The sequence below is a fragment of the Agrobacterium sp. ICMP 6402 genome, assembly GCF_009498615.1.
GTDB lineage: Bacteria > Pseudomonadota > Alphaproteobacteria > Rhizobiales > Rhizobiaceae > Agrobacterium > Agrobacterium burrii.
Genome location: NZ_QSNV01000001.1, coordinates 1547870 through 1566692, shown reverse-complemented (window position 1 = coordinate 1566692; position 18823 = coordinate 1547870). Strand labels below are relative to the sequence as shown.

The following is an 18823-nucleotide window of genomic DNA, read 5'->3' as shown; positions in this document are numbered from 1 at the left end:
TGGAGGTACTCAACCGCCCCGTCGCGCGGGGCGGCTAAAACCTGATGAGAAAGGTTGAAAATCTCTCCTCCGTCATGCTCGGGCCTGTCCCGAGCATCTGCAGCCGGTTGATTTTACGCGGCGTTCTTAGATCCTCGGGACAAGCCCGAGGATGACGTCGAATGTGACGTGAGACTTACCATCGTTCAATCAGCCGCTCTCCGAGCGGCTTTTTGCTGTCCTCAAATAGGTGATGTGCTTCGTTCACAAACAGATTCAATTGCCTCAGAAGGTGATTCTCCAACTTCGTTCAACATTCTGTTTTGAAATAATAAATTCGAATTTATCAGCTCGCCGCTGGCCATGCCGCAGTCACATTGGAGTGATGTTCGTCCATCCGCTCTTTTCCCGGACGCAGCGATGCCTAACTTCAACCTCATGAAAAGACGAACCGCACTCGCCCTTATCGCCTCCCTGCCTTTTGCCCCGCTTGCCAGCGCGCAGACCGCCAGCAATGCCGCCAGTTTCGACCCGTTATTGAGGGAGGCAGATGCGCTTTCCAGCCTCAAGGCTGTCATCGTCAGTATTGATGGCGAGGAGATTGCCAGCCGTGCCTATCACGGCGCGAGCCTCACCGGCTCCACCAACATCAAATCAGCCTCGAAATCCGTCATTTCGGCGCTGGTCGGCATGGCTATCGACAAGAAGATACTATCGGGTGCCGATCAGCCGATCGCCACCATTCTGCGTAGTGATTTTCCGCAAAACCCCGATCCGCGACTGGAGCGGATCACCATCGGCAATCTGCTGTCCATGCAATCGGGTCTGGAGCGCATGTCCGGGCCGAATTACGGTCGCTGGGTTGCCAGCCGCAACTGGGTGCGTATGGCGCTTGGTTCCGGTTTTGCCGGAGAACCCGATGGTGGCATGCTTTATTCCACCGGTTCGACACATCTGCTTTCGGCGATATTGACCAAAGCCTCCGGCCGCTCGACGCTGGCTCTGGCCCGTGACTGGTTTCGGCCGCTCGAGGGGTTTACCATCGGCGGCTGGGAGCGTGATCCGCAGGGCGTCTATCTCGGCGGCAATCAGATGGCGATGACGGCGCGGTCGTTGCTGGCATTCGGCGAACTCTACCGGCGTGGCGGCGTGACGCCGGACGGCGAACGGCTGATATCGCAGGGGTGGATCGATCAATCCTGGCAGCAGCGCACCAATTCCGTCTTCAATGGTGATGGTTATGGCTATTGCTGGTTCATCAAGGAGATGGCTGGCGAGCAGGTTTATTATGCCTGGGGTTATGGCGGGCAGATGCTTTACATCGTTCCCGCCAAACGGCTTTCCGTGGTCATGACGTCGCGCGAAGACGCGCCTTCAGCCCGAACCGGTTATCGCGATCAGCTGCACGGGCTGATGGAGAATATCATTCGGGCAGCCTGACTGGCGTTGCCAGTCACAGCGGCCTGTTGATGCTTTGGAAGGCTTCTCCGAGCTTCGTCATCCGCTCTTCATAAGCTTTTGTCAGGCAGGCGACGTCAGCTGCGCATTCCTGCCGCCTCTTCAGCCACTGGCTCTGTTCGTCGCGCAGCGCATCGCGCGCGCCCATGGCCATCAGCTGGGTGAGGATGTCGAAGGTGGTGGCCATTTTCACATCCTGGTCGTTCAGGGAGCGGTTGTCGCAGATCGCCTTTTCGTCGGCTGCGAGATCGGTCTTCGCGCAATCGAAGCTGGCAGCGGCGGCGGGCGAACCGAACGTGGAGACGCAGAGGAGGAGGCCGCAGGCGAGAAAAGTCTGTTTCAGATGCATGGATCGTTTCTTTCAAGGACAATCGATGCCGATGAAACCAAAAAGGGGCGTCGGTGGTTCCAATCTCCGGAACCGGCCTGCACAGGGAAAAGGCTGGCCATCATCTTGCCGCTCTTTGCTTTACAGGCTTTGGCGTTATAACTCCATCATACTGATGACGATGAGGAATCACATGCGAAGCGTGTTGAAGTATCTGTCCACCGGCTTTCTCGCCGCGCTCATTCTCTTGCCAGCGGGCGTTCAGGCGCAGGACAACAAGACCGTGCCGGCAAGCCAAACGGAAATGCAGCTTTCCTTTGCCCCGCTGGTCAAGCGCACCGCAGGAGCTGTGGTGAACGTCTATGCCGAGCGCGTCGTGCAGCGGCGTCTGTCGCCCTTTGCCGGCGACCCGTTCTTCGAGCAGTTCTTCGGCCAGCAGATGCCGAACCGCACGGAAAAACAGTCGTCGCTTGGCTCGGGCGTGATCGTGACCGCCGGCGGCCTGGTGGTGACCAATAATCACGTCATTGATGGCGCTGACGATATCAAGGTGGCGCTCGCGGATGGACGCGAGTTTTCCTCCAAGGTGCTGATGAAGGACGACCGCATCGATCTCGCCATTCTGCAGATCGATGCGAAGGAACAGTTCCCGGTGTTGTCGCTCGGCAATTCGGACGCCATCGAAGTCGGTGATCTGGTGCTGGCCATCGGCAACCCCTTCGGTGTCGGCCAGACGGTGACGAGCGGTATCGTTTCGGGTCTGGCGCGCAACCAGGTGACACAGGGCGATTTCGGCTTCTTCATCCAGACCGATGCTTCCATCAACCCCGGCAATTCCGGCGGCGCGCTGATGAACATGGCGGGTGAGTTGATCGGCATCAACACGGCAATCTTTTCCAAGGGCGGCGGGTCTAACGGCATCGGCTTTGCCATTCCTGCTAACCTCGTCCGCGTGTTCGTCGCTGCGGCTGAGCGCGGAGACGCCAATTTCCAACGCCCCTATATTGGCGCGACTTTCGATCCAGTGACGTCTGATGTCGCCGAGGCGCTCGGTCTGCATCGCGCCCGTGGTGCACTCGTCGTCAGTGTCGTCAAGGACGGCCCGGCGGAGAAGGCGGGTATCGAGCCGGGACAGGTCGTCACTGCCGTCAACGGTTTCGAGGTCGAGCATCCCGACGCTCTTGGTTATCGCCTGACGACGGCGGGCATCGGTAAATCTGCCGAGCTTACCGTGATGGACAAGGGCAAAGAAAAGAAGCTGACCATCGCACTGGACACGGCGCCGGAAACCGCGCCGCGTGATGAACGCCTGATCGAGGGCCGCAACCCCTTCGCCGGTGCGACCGTTGCCAATCTTTCGCCGAAGCTTGCCGATGAGTTGCGTATGCCGTCGCAGGTGACAGGCGTCGTCATCACCGATGTGAAGCGCGGTTCCCCGGCCTATCGTGTCGGTTTCCAGCCGAAGGATGTCATTCTGTCGCTGAATGGTGCGGATATCGGCTCCACGGCGGCGGTCGAGAAGGCGCTGGATGACAATCCCGGCTTCTGGCGGGTGGAAATACTGCGTGACGGGCAGCGCATCCGGCAGTTCCTGCGATGAGTGATGACCTCTTTGCCCCGCAAGTGCCTGTCGAGGTCGCCAATCGGCGGCCTCTTGCCGATCGCCTGCGTCCCAAAACGCTAGCGGAGGTAAGTGGGCAGCCGCATCTGACGGGCGAAGAGGGCGTTCTGCGCCGGATGATTGACAGCGGCTCCTTGGGGTCGATGATCTTCTGGGGGCCGCCCGGAACCGGCAAGACCACGGTTGCCCGCCTGCTTTCCGGTGAGGCGGGACTGGCTTTCGAGCAGATATCGGCGATCTTTTCCGGTGTCGCAGATCTCAAGAAGGTGTTCGAAGGCGCGCGGACACGTCGGATGAACGGTCGGCAGACGCTGTTGTTCGTTGACGAGATACACCGTTTCAACCGCGCCCAGCAGGATAGCTTTCTGCCGGTCATGGAGGATGGCACCATCATTCTGGTGGGCGCAACCACCGAAAACCCGTCCTTCGAACTCAACGCCGCTCTTTTGTCGCGGGCGCGGGTGCTGACATTTGGTTCGCATGATGAGGATAGTCTCAGTGAACTTCTGAAACGAGCTGAGGAGGCGGAGAGCAAACCCCTGCCACTGACGGAGGAGGCGCGGGCGAGCCTGGTCCGCATGGCGGATGGCGATGGTCGCGCCGTACTGACACTTGCCGAAGAGGTTTGGCGCGCGGCGAGGAAGGACGAGACTTTTGACACCGAAGGGCTGACGCGCATCGTGCAGCGCCGTGCTCCGCTTTACGACAAGGGCCAGGACGGTCACTACAATCTCATTTCGGCGCTGCATAAATCGGTTCGCGGCTCGGACCCGGACGCGGCGCTTTATTACCTGGCCCGCATGTTCGATGCCGGCGAAGACCCGCTTTATCTGGGGCGGCGGCTGGTGCGCATGGCAGTGGAGGATATCGGCCTTGCCGATCCGCAGGCGCTTGCCGTCTGCAATGCCGCCAAGGACGCCTATGATTATCTTGGTTCACCGGAGGGCGAGTTGGCACTGGCGCAGGCCTGCGTTTATCTCGCCACCGCGCCGAAATCCAACGCCGTTTATACCGCCTTCAAATCGGCGATGCGGGCGGCCAAGGAAAACGGTTCGCTGGTGCCGCCCAAACATATTCTGAACGCCCCGACCAAGCTCATGAAGGGTGAGGGCTATGGCGATGGGTATCGTTACGACCATGACGAGCCGGATGCCTTTTCGGGGCAGGATTATTTCCCGGAGAAAATGGGCCGTACGACCTTTTACGATCCGCCCGACCGGGGTTTTGAGCGGGAAATCCGCAAGCGTCTCGACTGGTGGGCGAAGCTGCGCCGCGAGCGTGGATCGCGTTAAGCGGCATTCTTCACAAACAGATTCATGTGCTTGGCAAAAAGAGTCGCAAAGCGGCGCTATCTCTTTGTTTATTAAAGAAATCAGGATGCTTTGCGATGCGGCGCGACCTGCGGCTGCGCCGGCAGCATCTTAACTGAGGATTCTGCCAGGCCGTTTTGTCCTTCGGCGTCGATTATCAAATGCCAGTGCAATGTTTCGGGAATGGTGATGCGCACCGGCGATTTTTTCGCGACGCCGCCGAGATATTTGAAGTCGAGCAATTCGGTGAAGCGCTGGAAATTCGCACCCGTCATCAGTCGGACGTTGTTAATGGCGGACAGGGACACTTCAATGACCGTGCCGGCCCGCAATTCCTTGAGATCATAATGCGTAAAGCGGAAATTCGGCCGTGCCATCGCGCGCCTCCCTGTACCCGTATTTTGGTCAAAGAGAATAGGGCCTCACGGTTAACGGCGTCTTTAAAGTCCGCCGACCCCGCTCGAAAATTGCAGCCTGTCGTGCCGGTTTCGAACGGTTTGACGACAAGGCCGATGTCTATGGAAATAATACCAACGTATAATATGTGTATTTAATAATAATAAATTTTTAGCCTTTAACATCGCCTGATCGAAGTGTCGTCAATGGTGTTGGGGGAACATGAAAAACGTCACGATATCTATGCGCCTTTATGCGCTCGTCGCATTGTTTCTGGCAATATTGACCGCAGCGCTGACGTTCAGCCTGTTCGAGACCTTCCATGAGATGGAACGTGAGCGCAAAGCCGGGCTTGCGTCGATGAACGAAACCGCGGTCGCCATTCTCGAGCAATATTATCGTCTGGAGCAGAGCGGTAGCTTGACACGGGAAGCCGCGCAGCAGCAGGCCAAGACGACAATCGCGGCGATGCGCTATGGCAAGGGCAGCGGTTATTTCTGGATCAACGACATGCATCCCAAAATGGTGATGCATCCGATCAAGCCTGAAATGAACGGCACCGATCTTACCGCCAACAAGGATCCGAACGGCAAGGCGCTGTTCGTCGAATTCGTGAACACGGTGAAGGCGGGCGGTCAGGGCTTTGTCGATTATTACTGGCCGAAGCCCGGCGCGCCGGACCCGGTCGAGAAATTCTCCCATGTCGCCGGTTTTGCGCCCTGGGGCTGGATCGTTGGCACCGGCGTTTATGTCGACGATCTGGAAGCGGTGTTCTGGAACGATGCCTATTTCAACATCGGTCTGTGCGTTCTGTCTGCCCTTCTGGTCATCGGCGTGGCTGCCGCCGTCGTGCGCAGCGTGACGCGGCCGATCGACCTGATCCGCCAGAGCATGAAGCGGATCGCCGATGGTGACGGCGCGGCCGAAATCCAGTTTGCTGACCGCCGCAACGAAATCGGCGCGATTGCCAAGACACTTTTGGTCTTGCGTGACAGCGTCAATGAGCGCAGCGCCCTGCAGGCCCGTGAGGCTGACCAGCAGCGGGCACTGGAAGAGGCGCGGCGAGGCAATGAAACGGTTCTCCGCTCGGCATCCGAACGTCAGGCCCACGCCATGACCCAGCTCGGCAATTCGCTGGAGGCGCTTGCCAATGGCGATCTGACCGTTGAGCTTGCCGATATCGGCGCGGATTATGAAAAATTGCGCATGGATTTCAATCGTGCAGTCGGCGCGTTGCACGGCGCCATCGAGGCGATTGCCCGAACCGGCCATGTCGTCAATGACAGCGCCTCCGATATCAGCGGCGCGACCGGCAATCTCTCGCGCCGGACCGAACAGCAGGCGGCGGCTCTGGAGGAGACGGCGGCGGCTCTCGATGAGATTACCGCCACGGTGCGCACGGCTTCCGAGCGGGCCAATGAGGCCCGGCAGATGGTGCAGGACACGAAAACCAGTGCCGGCCGCTCAGGCGAGATCGTTCGCAACGCCGTTGATGCCATGGGCCGTATCGAGGATTCCTCCAAACGCATCGGGCAGATCATCTCCGTCATCGACGAAATCGCCTTCCAGACCAACCTTCTGGCGCTGAATGCCGGGGTTGAGGCCGCACGGGCGGGCGAGGCGGGACGCGGTTTTGCCGTGGTGGCGCAGGAGGTGCGTGAACTGGCGCAACGCTCTGCCAATGCCGCCAAGGAGATCAAGACGCTGATCAATCGCTCTGCAGAAGAGGTCGGTGGCGGCGTGGCGCTCGTTCGTTCGACGGGCGATGCGCTGGACGAGATCATGGCGCTGGTCAACCGTGTCGACGGCCACGTCAACTCCATCGCCACGGCGGCGCGCGAACAGGCGACCGGCCTGCAGGAGATCAACACTTCCGTCAACCACATGGACCAGATGACGCAGCAGAACGCCGCCATGGTGGAAGAGACGACGGCGGCCAGCCAGACGCTGGCCGAGGAAAGCCAGCAGCTGCGCTCGCTGCTTTCCCGTTTCGAACTGGGACATGGGGCAGGGCGCGAGGTTTCTCGGGCGGCTTGATTTATCTATCTGAGATAGCGAGGAGGGCGCGGCTTTGGCTGCGCCCTTAGCTTGTTGACGGACCTTCAACCACACTCGACGCCATCCTCGGGCTCGTCCCGAGGATTCAACCACGCCTCGTAAAATCAATCGGTTGCAGATGCTCGGGACAGGACCGAGTATTACGGCGGAGAGCTCTTCAAACTTTCTCTTCTCCACGGATGCGGCTTGGCCGGGCTTTTGCATCAGATGGACCGCAAAACTAGCCATTCGTTATTTCCGGCAACCAATAAGGTTTCGTTTACCTCATTTCTTTAAAATTTGACCTGTATTGCCGCGATTGCGGCCGCTGAAGGTACAGGTTCTCGTATGGCGTATGTTTCCCTTCCGCGTCGTCTTGTGACGTTGCTGATGATTTCCACGGTCATGGTGTCTTGTTCGGCGGAAGGCCTCGTTCCACCGGCGGAGGTGGATGGCACCACGCGTGTCAGCGCCATAAGGTCGTCGCGGCAGCAGGGCTACAGCGCACCGCCGGGTGCGGTCTACCAGGCCGAGCGGGCCGGGCAGGCCACCGATTATCCCGCGGCCGTGTCACAGCCGATGCCGGAGCCTTACGCTTCGCAGGATCCCCTGCTGCAATCGCCACAGGGCGGACAGGGTTATTCCACACTCGACACTCAGCATCAGGCGCGTATGGCCGCCGGCGGTCACAGCGCCCAGACGCAGACCATGCCAGCGCAGCCCATGCAGAACCAGACGATGTCCTCGCAGTCGCAGCCGATGGCTGACAGTCAGATGGCCGAAGGCGAGGCCGGGGTGAACATGGATTCCATGCTGGGCGTGGAACCGGTTCGAGGGCTTGCAGAAGAGCAGGATGCCGATATTGCCGAGGGTGTTTCGGAGCAGCCGGTGGTGGATGGTATCGGCACCGACAATCCGGTGGCCGTCTCTCCTCCTCGCCGACAGCAGGGCACCAGTCAATCACGGCTGATCCCGCCGCCACCGGTTGGCTCGTCTTCCCGCCGCCAGCCGGTGGAGGAGGTTGCCATGCTGATGCCAAATGATCCGATGGCGCGCGGTGGGCAAAGCAACCGGTCGTCGATGCCGCCCGGCATCATGCCTTCCTCGGAAGTTGCCTGCCGCACCGAGCTGCGCCGTCTTGGCGTCGCTTTCCGCGATGTGGCGCGTATCGCCGACGGCCCGACCTGCGGCATCGATTACCCGATCGAACTCAGCGGTCTGGCCAGCGGTGTCGCCATCCGGCCGGCCGTGAAGCTTAATTGCCAGGTGACGCTTGCCTTTGCCAAATGGGTGAAGTTCGAACTCGTGCCATCCTCGCGCTTCCGTTATCTCTCCGGCGTTGGCCGCATCACGCCGATGGGTGGTTACTCCTGCCGCAAGATGAATTCGCGCTCCAGCAACCCCTGGTCCGAACATGCACGTGGCAACGCCATCGATATCGGCACCATCACGCTCAAGAACGGCAAGGAAATCGACGTCCGCAGCAAGAACTTCTTTGCCTTCCGGGAGAAAGCGCTACTGAAGGCGGTGAGGTCCGATAGCTGCAAATATTTCTCGACCGTTCTCGGGCCGGGCAGCGATCCCAATCACTGGAACCATTTTCATTTCGATCTGCGTACCCGTAAATCCGGTTACAGGCATTGCGATTAGAGCGGCGAGAGATAAATCGAATTCGGTCCCGCCGCTCTCAGATTTTGTTTGAGAATCGGATTTTCCGAAAACCGCAATACACTTTTCGTTCCGATGCTCCAGGTGTGGGCTTTCAGGAGGTTGTCCATTGACAACTGATCGAGGGTGCGTGGGGCTTACCCCCCCTCTGCCCTGCCGGGCATCTCCCCCACAAGGGGGGAGATCGATCTGCGGCAAGGTCTCGCCCATCTCAAGCTCGAGAATGAAGTGGTGGTAGCGCCCCTTGCCGATCTCCCTCCTTGTGGGGGAGATGCCCGGCAGGGCAGAGGGGGGTAAGCCCCACGCACCCTCGATCCATTGTCAACGAACAACCTCCTGAAAGCTAACATCTAGGACGTTCGGTGAGACCTGCCTGGTGGTACGGGACGACATTCGCTGGACAGATCGGCGTTTGTTGGCATCCATCTCCCAACACATACGCCCCTGTCAAATGCCCAAAAAAAGACCGGCCCGAAGGCCGGTGAAGAAGACTGCCTTATCGGGGGGATATCGGCGTCTTTGCAAGGGCATGCAATGGGACATGGTCCCAAGAAGCGGTCCATCCGGTGCGGATTTGCGGCAAAAGACATCGCGCCGTACTAACCTGCGGCAAACATGGCTTGCCGCCCTTTTCTGATACGCTATGAGCGTCACATGTTTGTGACAACGGCCCCTGGGGAGCCTGCTTTGATGCCGCCTGTTTCAGAGATAATGGCGTTTGCCGTGGCGCTTGCGGCGGCGGGTGTGGTCGCGGGGCTTCTGGCGGGGCTGTTCGGTATTGGCGGCGGCGCGGTTCTGGTGCCGGTCTTTTACCATGTCTTCGGGCTTCTTGATGTGCCGGAGGCGGTGCGCATGCATCTTTCGCTCGGTACATCGCTTGCCATTATCGTGCCGACCTCCATCCGTTCGTTTCTGACGCATCGCCAGAAGGGCGCGGTCGATATCGACCTTCTGCGAGGCTGGATCATTGCCGTGCCGCTTGGCACCATCCTCGCATCTGTCGTGGCTGCTCATGCTTCCAGTGTCGCGCTGCGGCTGATCTTCGCCTTCATCGCGCTTGCGCTGGCCTTCCGGATGATCGTCAACCGGGCAAGCTGGCATCTCGGCTCCGACCTGCCGCAAAATCCGACCCGGTTTGCCGTCGGCACCGGCATCGGCCTGCTGTCCGGCCTGATGGGCGTGGGCGGCGGGGTGATGAACAATACTTTCATGACGCTTTATGGACGCACCATCCATCAGGCGGTTGCCACGTCTTCGGGTGTCGGTGTGCTGATTTCGCTGCCGGGGCTGCTGGGTTACATCTGGGCCGGCTGGGGTGATGCGGGGCTACCGCCATTTTCGACCGGCTTCATCAACTGGATCGCCGTGGTGCTTTTGATCCCCATTACGCTGCTTGTCGCGCCCTATGGCGCGCGACTGGCGCATGCGCTCAGCAAAAAGCAGCTGGAGCGGGCCTTCGGGGTATTTCTGGTCTTCGTCGCGGCGCAGTTTTTCTACAGCGTCTACGGCTGATTTTCCCTGATCGCCGAACGCAGTGTTCAGCCCGCCGGGCTGGCATTTGCGCCTCCCACGGCCTATATGGCGTGCATCTTACTCGGTTTTTCGAAAGATTCGCGATGAATGCCATTGTTTCGATACGGAATCTGACCAAATCCTACGCAAATGGCTTTCAGGCGCTCAAAGGCGTCAGCCTCGATATCAGAGAGGGGGAAATCCTCGCTCTTCTGGGTCCTAACGGTGCCGGAAAAACAACGCTGATCTCCATCGTTTGTGGTCTGGTTAATCCGGGAGAAGGTTCCGTTTTCGTTGGCGGGCATGATGTGGTGAAAGATTTTCGCCAGACCCGCGCCCTGATCGGCCTCGTGCCGCAGGAGCTGACGACGGATATGTTCGAGACCGTATGGAACACGGTAAGCTTCTCGCGCGGCCTGCACGGGCAAAAGAAGAACCCGCAACTGATCGAAAGCGTTCTGAGGTCCCTGTCCTTGTGGGACAAGAAGGACAACATGCTGCGGGAGCTTTCCGGCGGCATGAAACGGCGCGTGCTGATCGCCAAGGCGCTTGCGCATGAGCCGAAGGTGCTGTTCCTCGACGAGCCGACCGCCGGCGTGGACGTGACCCTGCGCCGCGACATGTGGAATGTCGTTTCCGAGCTGCGCACCAAGGGCGTCACCATCATTTTGACCACGCATTACATCGAGGAAGCGGAAGAAATAGCCGACCGCGTTGGCGTCATCAATGGCGGTGAATTGCTGTTGGTGGAAGAGAAAACAGCGCTGATGAAGAAGCTCGGCCGCAAGCAGCTTTTCCTCGAGCTTGCGCAGCCGGTGGAGCAACTGCCTGATAGCCTTGCGTCTTTCGGTCTGACGCTTTCGGATGACCGTTGTACGCTTACCTATGAAATCGAGGACAATGGCGAGCAGGGACGCATCGCCGATCTTCTGGGCGCTCTTTCCGCCGCCAACATCCACTTCAAGGATATCTCCACGCGGCAGAGTTCGCTTGAGGATATCTTCGTTTCGCTGGTGGGAGGCCAGAAATGAATTTCGAAGCCATCAAGTCCATCTACCTGTTCGAAATGGCGCGCACGCGGCGCACACTGCTGCAGAGCGTGATTTCGCCGGTCATCTCAACATCGCTTTATTTCATTGTGTTCGGAACCGCGATCGGTTCGCGGATTCAGGAGGTTGGCGGGGTTTCCTATGGCGCTTTCATAACGCCCGGCCTGATCATGCTGACGCTGTTGACCCAATGTATCAGCAACGGTTCTTTCGGCATCTATTTCCCGAAATTCACCGGAACGGTCTATGAGATATTGTCCGCGCCCGTCTCGATGACGGAAATTGTCGCCGGTTATGTCGGGGCGGCGGCGACCAAGGGGCTGATGATCGGCACGATCATCCTGATAACGGCCACCTTCTTCGTGGATATCCACATTGCCCACCCGTTCATGATGGTGCTGTTCTTCGTGCTGACGGCCATCAGTTTCAGCCTGTTCGGCTTCATCATCGGCATCTGGGCGACGAATTTCGAGCAACTGAACCTCATTCCCATGCTGGTGGTGCCGCCGCTGACGTTCCTTGGCGGCAGCTTCTATTCCATCGACATGCTGCCGCCCTTCTGGCAGACGGTCAGCCACTTCAATCCGGTGCTGTACCTCATCAGCGGTTTCCGCTGGAGCTTCTATGAGATCGCCGACGTCAATCCGGTGATCAGCCTTGCGATGATCACGCTGTTTCTGGCGGTTTGCCTCGGTGTTGTCGCCTGGATGTTCAAGACGGGTTACCGGCTGCGCAACTGACGGCCCAAATCGTCAGAGATCGCGGAGCTTCCCTCATGCGCGACGTCATCCTCGGGCTTGTCCCGAGGATCTGCAACCGATTGATTTAATTGAACGTGATTGGATCCTCGGGACAAGCCCGAGGATGACGAGGGAGAGGCTAAGCCCTCAAGACATGATCAATCCGCCGTCGACGTTGATCGTCTGGCCGGTGATATAGGCCGCATCCTCGGACGCCAGAAACGCCACCAGGGCCGCCACTTCGGCGGGCGTTCCGGCGCGACGCATGGGGATGTTGCGCACCCATTCGGCCATCAACTCGCCGGGCTTGTATTCGCCGAGCATCTGGCCCCAGACGCGGTCATTATAGTCCCACATTTCGGTATGGATGATGCCGGGGCAAATGGCGTTGACGGTGATGCCTTCCGGTGCCAGTTCCTTGGCAAGGCTTTGCGTCAGACCGATAACGCCGAATTTCGAAGCGGCATAATGCGGGGTGTAGATGAAACCCTGCCTCGCCTGGCCGGAGGCGGTATTGACGAGGCGGCCCTTGGTGCCGCTTTCGCGGAAGCGGCGGATCGCCTCCTGGCAGCAGAGGAACGCTCCCTTGGTGTTGACGTCTAGATTGAAATCCCACTGTTCCTGCGTCAGATCCTCGATCTTTGAGATGGTAATGACGCCGGCGTTCTGGACGGAGATGGAAAGCGCGCCGATCGCGTCTTCCGCAGCGCCATAGGCGTCGCGCACCGCTGCCGCATCCCGCACATCGAGGATGACGCCGTGGGTGGCTGCGCCGGTTTCGTCCGCCAGTTTTTTGGCGGCGTCATGCGTGTCCTTGTCGACAGAGGCGATGGCGACTTTCGCGCCTTCCTCGGCAAAACGGCGGGCGATGCCGTAACCGATGCCCTTGTTGCCTCCGGTCACGAATACGGATTGACCTTCAAAGCGCCTCATGTCTCCTCCTTTATGGGATTTTGGCTATGTTTGCGTGCCGACCAGTCGTTCGGCGGTGAATTTATCAGTGACGAGCACGTCGATCACGCCGGTTCGCAAGGCACCGGCAATCGCCTCGGTCTTTTTCGAACCGCCGGCCAGCGCAATGACGCGGTCGACATTGGAGAGGTTTTCCAGCGGCAGGCCGATGACCCGGTCGTCGAGCGGCGTCTTGACCGGTTTGCCGTCCTTGTCGAAGAAGCGCAGCGAGATGTCGCCAACGGCACCTGCCTGCGCGAGATCGGCGAGTTCCTTGGCGGAAAAGATGTTGCCGGAGCGGGCCAGAAGCTCCGACGGTTCGACCGCGCCGACGCCGACAATGGCAAGCGTGATCGAGCCGAAGAGATCGATGGTTTCGCGCACGAAGGGATCGGCGAGCATCAAGAGCTTGGCTTCGCGCGAGGTGGCGACGCCCGGCACCGGCAGCAGCTTCGGTTCGGCTTCCGTCAGCCGTGCCAGCCGCGTGGTGATCTGGGTCGCATGCGTCTGCACGGAAGGATCGCCCATGCCGCCCAAAGTCTGGACGATATAACGCGCCTTGGCGCCCTTCAGCGGGTGGATGTTTTCCACCATCTTGAAGATCGTCTGGCTCCAGCTGGAAACACCGATGATCTCGTTCTGCGACAGCGTCACCTCGAGGAAATGCGCCGCTGCCTCGCCAATGCGGGCCATGATCGCACCGTCACGGTCCTCGCTGCAATCGACCACGATGGCTTCCGGCAGGTCGAACCGTTCGCGCAGTTGCGCTTCGAGATCGGTATAGGTGCCGGGCGGCGGAATGATGCTGGTGCGGACGATGCCTTCCGCCTCGGCACGCTTCAGCATGCGCGAGACAGTGGCCTGCGACAGGTTGAGATGCTGCGCAATTTCCGCCTGCCTTTTGTGCTCGCTGAAATACATCTGCGCCACGCGGGATATCATTCGAAGTTCGTTGATCCTGCCCATAAGTCCTCCATGGTGAATTTTTATTCACCATTACCCGAGGTTACGGGCAAGGTCGAGCGGGCAATCGCGTCGCGCCAGACGCCGAGCCGCTGGCTGCCATCGACGGCCGAAGGCGCAATCGCATTACCCTGACTGTTCAGCGCGGCAATGGCGTCGAGATCGCTCCAGAGACCGAGTGCGAGGCCGGCGAGATAGGCGGCGCCAAGTGCGGAAGCCTCCGGCGCATCGCGCTGGATGACGGTGTGTTGCAGCAGGTCGGCAACACATTGCATCAGGAACCGGTTCTGGCTTGGCCCGCCATCCACGAACAGCCGTCCAAAGCCGGAAGGCGATTGCGCGCGCATGGCGGCGAAGACGTCATGGACCTGAAAGGCGATGGAATCGGTGACGGCGCGGGCCATCTGGGCGCGGCTGGTGCTGAAATTGATTTGCGAAAACAGCGCGCGCGCATGGGTATCCCAATAGGGCGCACCAAGGCCAACAAAGGCCGGCACGAAGCCGGGGCCGTTGGGTTCGGCGGTCGCGGCCAGTTCCACGAGGGCTGCGACATCCGGCAGGCCGAGGATTTTGGTCATCCATGGCAGCGACGCGGCGGAAACGAGAATATTGCCTTCGAAGGCGAAAGTCGGCTTGCCGCCTAGTCGCCAGGCAACGGTCGTGGTGATGCCGCGTTGCGGCGCGATGAAATGCGGCAGCGTCGTCATGACCGAGGAGCCGGTGCCGAAGGTCACCTTGCCGTCGCCGGGGTTGAAAGCGCCATGGCCGAAGAGGGCGGCGTGGCTGTCGCCGATTGCTGCGAGGATCGGCGTGCCGTCCTTGATGCCGGGAACGCCTGATGTCACGCCGAAATCTCCGCTGCTGTCGCGCAATTGCGGCAGCGCCTCGATATCGACGCCGAAGAGGTCGCAAAGCTCGTCGCTCCAAACCTGCCGGTTGAGATCCAGCACCTGGCTGCGGGCGGCATTGGAGGCATCGCAGGCGTGGACCTTGCCACCGGTCAGGCAATGGATGAGCCAGCTGTCGATGGTGCCGAGGCGAAGTTTGCGGCCCTTCGGCGCGCGCTCCAGCAACCAGCGCATTTTCGCGCCGGGAAACATCGGGTCGATGGGCAGGCCGGTCAGCGCCATGACGCGCTCGGCATGGCCCTTTTCGATCAGGTCGGCGCAGTCCTGCGCCGTGCGGCGGCATTGCCAGCTCAAAACCGGGCCGAGCGGTTCGCCGGTTTCACCGTCCCAGATCGTCACCGATTCGCGCTGGTTGGAAATGGCGATGGCTTCGACGCTGAGGTTCGAAGGGGCGGCGGAAAGGCAGGCGGAAATCGCTTCGCGCACCGAGGCCCAGATGCGGTTCGGCTCCTGTTCCACCCAGCCGGGCTGCGGATAGGTGATGCCGACCGGCGATGAACCGCGCGCCAGCAACTCTCCGGTTTCCGAAACGAGAATGGCCTTGGAATTGGTGGTGCCCTGGTCGATGGACAGAATAGCGCGCATCACTGTGTTCTCTCGTCTGCGGCGGTCATTTTCACACGGGCCTCTTCGTTTAAGAAGGTGCCTGCGTCCTGAAAGAAGTCGCCGCGCATCCGAAGACACGCGACGACCCCCTGGGAGGAGACTTTATTTTCTCTTGATCAGCACTTGGGCCGCATTCGCAATGGCGTCAGGGGCCATGCCGAATTGATCCAGCAGCCATTCCGCCGAACCGGTATGGGCAAAGACGCCGGGAACGCCGAGGCGTTTCATCGGCACGGGAGCGTGATCGACCACGACTTCGGCGATGGCCGAACCGAGGCCGCCGAAGATCGAATGTTCTTCAGCCGTCAGGATCGCACCGGTTTCGTTCGCCGCTGCGACGATGGCCGCCTCGTCGATGGGCCGCACGGTCGCCATGTTCAGCACGCGGGCCTTGATACCGCGGCTGGCGAGAATATCGGCGGCCTTGACGATGCGGTGGGTCAGCGTGCCGTTGGCGATCAGCGTCAGGTCGGAACCTTCACGCAGCAGATTGGCGCGGCCAAGTTCGAAGGCGTGGCCTTCGGGTAGAAGATCCGGCACGCCGACGCGCGACAGGCGCAGGAAGCAGGGTCCGGCGTATTCCGCCGCCCATTTGACGGCGGCTGCGGTTTCGATGCGGTCGCAGGGGGCGATGACGGGCAGGTTCGGCAGAACACGGGTCCAGGCGAAATCCTCGATGGAGTGGTGGGTCGGTCCCAGCTCGCCATAGGCCATGCCCGAGGAGATGCCGATCAGCTTCACATTGGCGTTGGAATAGGCAAGGTCAGCCTTGATCTGCTCCAGCGCGCGGCCGGTCAAGAAGCAGGATGCGCCGCAGACGAAGGGCAGTTGGCCGCCGTTGGCAAGGCCCGCGCCGACGCCGACCATGTTCTGTTCGGCGATGCCGACATTGATGAGGCGCTCTGGGAATTTCGACTTGAAGCCGCCGAGCTTCGAGGAGCCGACCGAATCGTTGCAGACTGCGACGACCTTGTCATTGTTGGCGGCCAGCGCCTCCAGCGTTTCGGCGAAGGCGTCGCGGCAGTCATAAAGTTTGGCGGCGGTTACGGGCGCGTTCATCACAATGCCTCCGAAAGTTCTTTGACGGCAATTTCATATTGTTCCTTGCTCGGAACCTTGTGGTGCCAGTCCACGCGGTCCTGCATGAAGGAAATGCCCTGGCCCTTATTGGTGTGGGCGACGATGCAATGCGGGCGGGTGCCGCGATGCTCCAGCGCCGGCACGACTTCCGCCATGGCGTTGCCGTTGATTTCGCTCACTTCCCAGCCGAAAGCCTCGAGCTTGGGGCGAAGCGGCGCGACATCATTGGTGTCGGCAATGGCGGCGCCCTGCTGGAAACGGTTGTGATCGATGATCAGCGTCAGATTGTTCAGGCTGAATTGCGCGGCGGACATGATGGCTTCCCAGTTGGAGCCTTCCTGCATCTCGCCGTCACCGGTCATGACATAGGTGTGGTAGTCCGCGCCCGAAAGCTTGGCCGCCGTGGCCATGCCGACGGCAACCGGCAGCCCATGGCCGAGCGGGCCGGTATTGGTTTCCACGCCCGGCACCTTGTTACAGTTCGGATGGCCGTTGAGGCGGGAATTCGGCTTGAGGAACGTCGAGATTTCCTCTTCCGGAATGAAACCGCGCTTGGCCAGCGTCACATAAAGCGCGCAGGCCGTGTGGCCCTTCGACAGCACGAAACGGTCGCGGGCAGGGTTCTTCGGATCATCCGGCCAGATGCGCAGAACGCGGAAATAAAGGGCGGTCATGATGTCGATAGCCGACAATTCGCCGCCAATATGGCCGGCGCCCGCTTCGAAAACAGCCTGCAGGTCGCGCAGGCGGATCTGGCGCGCAATGCGCTCTAGCTCTGTGGGCTGCATGGGATCCTCTTCAAAACATGCGTGTGAATATTTATACAGCTGTTTATATAATTGCAGACTTGGCGTTTCTGTCAAGATGCAATTATGGATTCTCGTGTTTCAGCCCACGTCATTCCTTCCCGACGCGAGGCATGATTTCATGGCGGCGAGCCTCGCGGCGGCCTCGTTCCTGTACTGGTCAAAGGAATTCAGCCAGCTCAAGCCCTTGGGTTGGAAGGTCTCTTTTCGCCGTGCACACCCGCACAGGCTGGATTCTTGTGGCAGGCACAGCAATGGGATCGGCAAGCGCCAGTCTCAAGCCGCCGTGTCTTCCGCCGTGGTCCATCCCGCTATCCAAGCCTATTGACAAGCTTCTCCTAACTGGCTTATGCATGTTTCACCGAGGATGAATAATTATTCTAATCGGTTTAAAAAATACAAGACAGTCACTCGGGAGGAGCCATGTCCGCGCTTGAACGCAATGAGGGGGTCACGCACACCAGAAGCCCGCTTGCCTGGTTAAGCGGTGCGACCGGACCTCTTTTGGGCCTGTTGCTGCTGTGTGTGTTCCTCACCTTCACCAGCGAAAACTTCCTGTCGCTTCGAAACGGCCTGAACATTCTCGACCAGATCACGGTTCTCGGCATCATGGCGGTCGGCATGACCTTCGTCATTCTGCTCGGCGGCATCGATTTGTCTGTCGGTTCGGTTCTGGCGTTGTCGATGATGATCATGGGTTGGACGGCCAATGTGGCGGGCATGCCGATGGGTATGGCCATTGTGCTGGCGCTGATCGCCTCTGCCGCCTGCGGTCTTGTGGTCGGTATTCTTGTGACCGCCTTCCGAGTTCCGGCCTTCATCGCCACGCTTGCGATGATGTCGGTGGCGCGTGGTCTTGCCAATATGATCACTGACGGCCAGCAGATCGTCGGTTTTCCCGACTGGTTCATGATGCTCGCCATCGACCGTCATTTCGGCGTGCTCACGGCCACCGTGCTGCTGATGCTGGTCGTGGTGCTCGTGACCTGGCTTTTCCTGCGCTTCCGCTCGGAAGGCCGTACCGTTTATGCGGTGGGCGGCAATCCGGAAGTGGCGCGTCTTGCCGGCATCAACGTGCCGCTGGTGACGATCTGCGTTTATGTCGCCTGTGCGGTTCTTGCGGGTCTTGCCGGCATCGTGCTCGCCGCGCGTCTCGACTCGGTGCAGCCCTCCAGCGGTTTCGGTTACGAGCTGGATACGATTGCGGCCGTCGTTATTGGCGGAACATCGCTTTCGGGTGGCGCGGGTGGCATTGGCGGAACGCTGATCGGCGTGCTGATCATCGGCGTGCTGCGCAACGGCCTCAATCTGCTCAACGTTTCTCCCTTTTTGCAGCAGGTCATCATCGGTGTCGTCATCGTGCTGGCCGTGGGCGCTGAAACGCTGCGCCGCCGCAGAAGCTGAATTTGCC

16 protein-coding genes are annotated in these 18823 nt (G+C 60.0%); 9 read left to right on the top strand and 7 right to left on the bottom strand.

The annotated features are described in order from the left end of the window. The first annotated feature begins 417 nt into the window (after positions 1-417). A complete protein-coding gene (locus DXT96_RS07995) occupies positions 418-1419 on the top strand; it encodes a serine hydrolase (protein ID WP_153514243.1) in 1002 nt (333 codons plus the stop codon). Positions 1420-1432: 13 nt separating this feature from the next. Here the strand turns inward: DXT96_RS07995 and DXT96_RS07990 are convergent, their stop codons facing one another. Beyond that, positions 1433-1786 carry a lysozyme inhibitor LprI family protein gene (locus DXT96_RS07990; RefSeq protein WP_153514096.1) on the bottom strand — a complete coding sequence of 118 codons (354 nt, stop codon included), beginning with the start codon at positions 1784-1786 and terminating at the stop codon, positions 1433-1435. A 172-nt stretch (positions 1787-1958) separates the two neighbouring features. Between DXT96_RS07990 and DXT96_RS07985 the strand changes: the two genes are divergently transcribed. Beyond that, complete coding sequence (locus DXT96_RS07985; protein WP_153514095.1) at positions 1959-3365, top strand: DegQ family serine endoprotease; 1407 nt, start codon at positions 1959-1961, stop codon at positions 3363-3365. Then, positions 3362-4678 carry a replication-associated recombination protein A gene (locus tag DXT96_RS07980; protein ID WP_153514094.1) on the top strand — a complete coding sequence of 439 codons (1317 nt, stop codon included), beginning with the start codon at positions 3362-3364 and terminating at the stop codon, positions 4676-4678. The genes DXT96_RS07985 and DXT96_RS07980 overlap by 4 nt, the downstream gene beginning before the upstream one ends. Before the next feature lie 80 nt (positions 4679-4758). Here the strand turns inward: DXT96_RS07980 and DXT96_RS07975 are convergent, their stop codons facing one another. Further along, positions 4759-5073, bottom strand: coding sequence for a DUF1883 domain-containing protein (locus tag DXT96_RS07975; RefSeq protein WP_149897276.1), 315 nt, complete (start codon positions 5071-5073; stop codon positions 4759-4761). A gap of 241 nt (positions 5074-5314) precedes the next feature. On the opposite strand from DXT96_RS07975, the gene DXT96_RS07970 reads away from it, so the two are divergent. From DXT96_RS07970 to DXT96_RS07935, 5 genes are all read left to right on the top strand, one after another. Then, positions 5315-7129 carry a methyl-accepting chemotaxis protein gene (locus tag DXT96_RS07970; protein WP_153514093.1) on the top strand — a complete coding sequence of 605 codons (1815 nt, stop codon included), beginning with the start codon at positions 5315-5317 and terminating at the stop codon, positions 7127-7129. Positions 7130-7477: 348 nt separating this feature from the next. Further along, complete coding sequence (locus tag DXT96_RS07960) at positions 7478-8779, top strand: extensin family protein (protein WP_149897278.1); 1302 nt, start codon at positions 7478-7480, stop codon at positions 8777-8779. A gap of 708 nt (positions 8780-9487) precedes the next feature. Next, positions 9488-10309 (top strand): sulfite exporter TauE/SafE family protein, encoded by an 822-nt coding sequence (locus tag DXT96_RS07945; protein WP_149897279.1) that lies wholly within the window; start codon positions 9488-9490, stop codon positions 10307-10309. A gap of 104 nt (positions 10310-10413) precedes the next feature. Further along, on the top strand, positions 10414-11340 hold the full coding sequence (locus tag DXT96_RS07940; RefSeq protein ID WP_149897280.1) for an ABC transporter ATP-binding protein: 927 nt from the start codon (positions 10414-10416) through the stop codon (positions 11338-11340). Beyond that, the gene (locus tag DXT96_RS07935) at positions 11337-12098 is read left to right on the top strand and encodes an ABC transporter permease (protein WP_149897281.1); all 762 of its coding nucleotides are present in this window, start codon (positions 11337-11339) and stop codon (positions 12096-12098) included. The genes DXT96_RS07940 and DXT96_RS07935 overlap by 4 nt, the downstream gene beginning before the upstream one ends. A 147-nt stretch (positions 12099-12245) precedes the next feature. Here DXT96_RS07935 and DXT96_RS07930 read toward each other — a convergent pair whose 3' ends face one another. From DXT96_RS07930 to DXT96_RS07910, 5 genes are all read right to left on the bottom strand, one after another. Further along, positions 12246-13031 (bottom strand): SDR family oxidoreductase, encoded by a 786-nt coding sequence (locus tag DXT96_RS07930; protein ID WP_153514092.1) that lies wholly within the window; start codon positions 13029-13031, stop codon positions 12246-12248. 24 nt (positions 13032-13055) lie between these two features. Beyond that, positions 13056-14015 carry a sugar-binding transcriptional regulator gene (locus DXT96_RS07925; protein ID WP_194287582.1) on the bottom strand — a complete coding sequence of 320 codons (960 nt, stop codon included), beginning with the start codon at positions 14013-14015 and terminating at the stop codon, positions 13056-13058. Between the two features lie 20 nt (positions 14016-14035). Next, positions 14036-15505 carry an FGGY family carbohydrate kinase gene (locus DXT96_RS07920; protein ID WP_153514091.1) on the bottom strand — a complete coding sequence of 490 codons (1470 nt, stop codon included), beginning with the start codon at positions 15503-15505 and terminating at the stop codon, positions 14036-14038. A 123-nt stretch (positions 15506-15628) separates the two neighbouring features. Next, complete coding sequence (locus DXT96_RS07915) at positions 15629-16585, bottom strand: transketolase family protein (RefSeq protein WP_153514090.1); 957 nt, start codon at positions 16583-16585, stop codon at positions 15629-15631. Further along, positions 16585-17394: a transketolase gene (locus tag DXT96_RS07910; RefSeq protein ID WP_153514089.1), complete on the bottom strand. Its 810-nt coding sequence runs from the start codon at positions 17392-17394 to the stop codon at positions 16585-16587. Before DXT96_RS07910 ends, DXT96_RS07915 begins: the two co-directional genes overlap by 1 nt. A 441-nt stretch (positions 17395-17835) precedes the next feature. Here DXT96_RS07910 and DXT96_RS07905 point away from each other — a divergent pair, with 441 nt between their 5' ends. Continuing rightward, positions 17836-18816, top strand: coding sequence for an ABC transporter permease (locus DXT96_RS07905; protein WP_149897286.1), 981 nt, complete (start codon positions 17836-17838; stop codon positions 18814-18816). Positions 18817-18823: the final 7 nt, after the last annotated feature.

What these genes read in the sequence shown, in the direction of transcription:
- DXT96_RS07995 (WP_153514243.1), top strand. Translation starts at nt 418, where the DNA reads ATGAAAAGACGAACCGCACTCGCCCTTATCGCCTCCCTGCCTTTTGCC.
- DXT96_RS07990 (WP_153514096.1), bottom strand. Translation starts at nt 1,786, where the DNA reads ATGCATCTGAAACAGACTTTTCTCGCCTGCGGCCTCCTCCTCTGCGTC.
- DXT96_RS07985 (WP_153514095.1), top strand. Translation starts at nt 1,959, where the DNA reads ATGCGAAGCGTGTTGAAGTATCTGTCCACCGGCTTTCTCGCCGCGCTC.
- DXT96_RS07980 (WP_153514094.1), top strand. Translation starts at nt 3,362, where the DNA reads ATGAGTGATGACCTCTTTGCCCCGCAAGTGCCTGTCGAGGTCGCCAAT.
- DXT96_RS07975 (WP_149897276.1), bottom strand. Translation starts at nt 5,073, where the DNA reads ATGGCACGGCCGAATTTCCGCTTTACGCATTATGATCTCAAGGAATTG.
- DXT96_RS07970 (WP_153514093.1), top strand. Translation starts at nt 5,315, where the DNA reads ATGAAAAACGTCACGATATCTATGCGCCTTTATGCGCTCGTCGCATTG.
- DXT96_RS07960 (WP_149897278.1), top strand. Translation starts at nt 7,478, where the DNA reads ATGGCGTATGTTTCCCTTCCGCGTCGTCTTGTGACGTTGCTGATGATT.
- DXT96_RS07945 (WP_149897279.1), top strand. Translation starts at nt 9,488, where the DNA reads ATGCCGCCTGTTTCAGAGATAATGGCGTTTGCCGTGGCGCTTGCGGCG.
- DXT96_RS07940 (WP_149897280.1), top strand. Translation starts at nt 10,414, where the DNA reads ATGAATGCCATTGTTTCGATACGGAATCTGACCAAATCCTACGCAAAT.
- DXT96_RS07935 (WP_149897281.1), top strand. Translation starts at nt 11,337, where the DNA reads ATGAATTTCGAAGCCATCAAGTCCATCTACCTGTTCGAAATGGCGCGC.
- DXT96_RS07930 (WP_153514092.1), bottom strand. Translation starts at nt 13,031, where the DNA reads ATGAGGCGCTTTGAAGGTCAATCCGTATTCGTGACCGGAGGCAACAAG.
- DXT96_RS07925 (WP_194287582.1), bottom strand. Translation starts at nt 14,015, where the DNA reads ATGGGCAGGATCAACGAACTTCGAATGATATCCCGCGTGGCGCAGATG.
- DXT96_RS07920 (WP_153514091.1), bottom strand. Translation starts at nt 15,505, where the DNA reads ATGCGCGCTATTCTGTCCATCGACCAGGGCACCACCAATTCCAAGGCC.
- DXT96_RS07915 (WP_153514090.1), bottom strand. Translation starts at nt 16,585, where the DNA reads ATGAACGCGCCCGTAACCGCCGCCAAACTTTATGACTGCCGCGACGCC.
- DXT96_RS07910 (WP_153514089.1), bottom strand. Translation starts at nt 17,394, where the DNA reads ATGCAGCCCACAGAGCTAGAGCGCATTGCGCGCCAGATCCGCCTGCGC.
- DXT96_RS07905 (WP_149897286.1), top strand. Translation starts at nt 17,836, where the DNA reads ATGTCCGCGCTTGAACGCAATGAGGGGGTCACGCACACCAGAAGCCCG.